Here is a 2823-nt window from a genome sequence, read left to right as displayed (position 1 = left end):
TAAATATCAAATTAAACATAGCTAGATAAGGTTGTTGTTTGTTATGACATGTTATGGATCATATGTTAAATTGACAAAATTAGGCTGACTTTTGCGTGGTAAGGGACGACTCTTGCTACAACCGCTCGAAAGTCAGCCTCTTCTCTTTCTATTCCCTAGATTTCTATTCTGAAAGTTAATTACACTTTTCTCCCAAATGTTAAACGTTTGTGATGCGTTTTCATTTCGTCTCGATCTCGTCCCCTAAGTCTCAAAATGATCGGTTTTCTGTCAGTTGGCTGGCGGTAAAAATCTATTGTGAATCAACTAAAGCTTTAGCAACCTCATTTTCTTCATTGTATGTCACAAGCAAGTTCTTAGTTGCTCTCGTAAATGCCACGTATAGTAGTTTTATTAGCTCTTCGTTAGTGCTTTCTTCTTTCATAAAGCTACTATTTATTGTTATAACGGTGGGGAACTCTAAACCTTTACTACTCTGGAATGGAATTAGCGTGACTTTATCATTTAGTGGTGAGTATTGTTTTTTGTAAACGGGTTTAGCACACCACAAATGCTCTATACCACTTGCCAAAAGCTGATTATGCATTGCTTTTCCTGCTTTAAAGTCCGGATAAAGAACCGCGATATCTTTCAAACTATGTCCCTTCTCTAACCATTTGAGAATGTAATGAGATATGGTCTTCACTTCGTCAGATAAGGTGTCAAATTTTTTCAAAACAGGTTTTGAACCGTTAATACCTGCACTTTCAGGCTTTATAATTGGTATCTCGGTATCTGGTAAATCTTCGAAATATTTATGAGCAAACTTATAAGCATATTCTAATATTTCTCGTGTGTTACGATAGTTGAGTTTCAAAACTGTTGTTCGACCTTGTGCTTGGACTCCTACGCTCGCTAATGAAAAATTAAGAGATGACTTCTTCTTATAAATAGATTGTGCGTCATCATACAAAAGAAGAAGAGACGCTGTATCAGGATCTAACATTTTTATCAATATCTTGAACCAATCAGCTTCTAAATCGTGCCCCTCATCAATTAAAATTGCACCATACTGACCAGAGGCTAAAGTATCTTGTTCTAGATGCTCTAACACCAATCTAGGTAAATCATCAAATGATGTTGATGCTCCATAGCTAGGCTTTATCAAGTTATTTCTTCGGAGTAAATCGTAACACCAAGCATGAAAGCTAAAAACATGAACCTTTTCGGATAAGTTTTTTTCTGCAAAAAAAGCCCTTAATCGAGCGGCTAAAGTAATGTTGTAACAAGTTATTAATATTGGTTTGGTTAATGACTCTGCTAAATATTGACTACGAAAACCAAGAATCAGGGTTTTACCAGAACCAGCAACACCATGAATTACCCGATGCCCCTCGCCCAAACTTCTTGCTAACTGTTCTTGTTGCATATCCATGATTTTTACTATATCTGGATAGCAATAACTCGATTCTTCTTCAAACAAATCTTCTTGTTGGGAGGTGATCCGAATCTCTGGGTATAAGTGCCATCGAATACGATCCACTTGTTCTTCTGACAACCCATCACCAAACTGGTAGTGAAACATCTCCCACAACCGAGAGCTAAATTGTGACGCATCTGTATTTTCTGTCATCTCATCGCTACAAATGACAAGATGTGGTTGTAACACATCAACATTTTCAGCCAATGCTTCATTTAATTGTTTTCTTGTAATGAAAGGTAAAACAACCCCATAGCCATAAGGAAAGCATAATTTTCCTAAATGCATACCTTTCTGCTGTAAGTGTATATCTTGCTTTAGTTTATTGACTACAGCATAAGCACATTGGCGGACTTGCTCCAAAGGGTTTGAACAGTGCTTTATGCCTTTATTAGTTTGCAACGCTATCGTGGTAGGTGTGATTTTTTTCAACGAAGAGATCTTCCAATCTTTCACCTCAAGAAACAAAACCCCTCTATTTGGATTCAACACTATAAAATCTGGATAACGTCGGTTACTACCAACAGGGATGTCATACCAACAAGTGCATGTGTCATCTAACAGGCTTTCCAAACGTCTTGCTAATCGACGTTCACCCGTTGTTGTATGAGAGTTTTTATCTATTGTGCTAAACGTAGGTATTAATTGCGCCAACAGTTGTTTTCCTGTCTATGTTTTTTATGCAACTCATTTATCATAAATTATATTTGGCGTCGATTAAAACATTTGTATTATGCAGGTTTATTGGCAGTTTTATAGAAGTAATCACCACCATGAGCTTGATGTTTAGTTATTTCAAAGTTTTCCCCAACCCTATGGCAGGATAGTTATAACGGTTAAAAATTAACTAGTTAGGGCGTAAGTAGAATTCATTTGTCTCATTATTCTCCAAAAAGCAAAGAGTCCATACTCAAGAAATTGCTCCCTAATCCCCAAAATGATCAGTTTCTTAAAATATTGTCACACTTTAATAATTAACCTCTTAATCATATTCATACGAATAAGAGGTGAATTATTTATCTTACTAAACGGTGCTGTTGTTCTGGTGTGTCAAGAAAGTATTTTAATTGACTGATGTACCACGGCAGACTTTTTTGAACCCAGGGGGTATTGTTTAGCTGGGTTTAAATTAGTGTGCTGGTTTCAGCCTTGCTGGTGATGGTCGGTCTATGTTGGCGCCGTTTCCAGTTGCAACCGATGCTCGATATTGGGTTCGACTTGGGCGTTACCCTTCGGGCAGGGCTTTTCGCTAGAATCTTCCATCTATGGGCTAAGATCTTCATCTCCCTGAAAAGTCACAAGTGCCTTCCCAGGGCGTGAAGCTCTAAAGCCCCTATCTGCAAGGATATCGCTTCAATCCTGAA

Annotated in this window: 1 protein-coding gene; it reads right to left on the bottom strand. The window is 37.6% G+C overall.

Translation table 11 applies throughout. The features are described 5' to 3' along the window. Nucleotides 1-292: 292 nt before the first annotated feature. Nucleotides 293-2113, bottom strand: a complete 1821-nt coding sequence (locus AACR11_RS12915; protein ID WP_079324348.1) for a 3'-5' exonuclease — start codon at nt 2111-2113, stop codon at nt 293-295. Nucleotides 2114-2823: the final 710 nt, after the last annotated feature.

This window comes from Vibrio sp. L85, assembly GCF_963871815.1.
GTDB lineage: Bacteria > Pseudomonadota > Gammaproteobacteria > Enterobacterales > Vibrionaceae > Vibrio > Vibrio harveyi.
The sequence above is the reverse complement of the archived record's forward strand: the minus strand, read 5'-3'. Positions and strand labels throughout refer to the sequence as shown.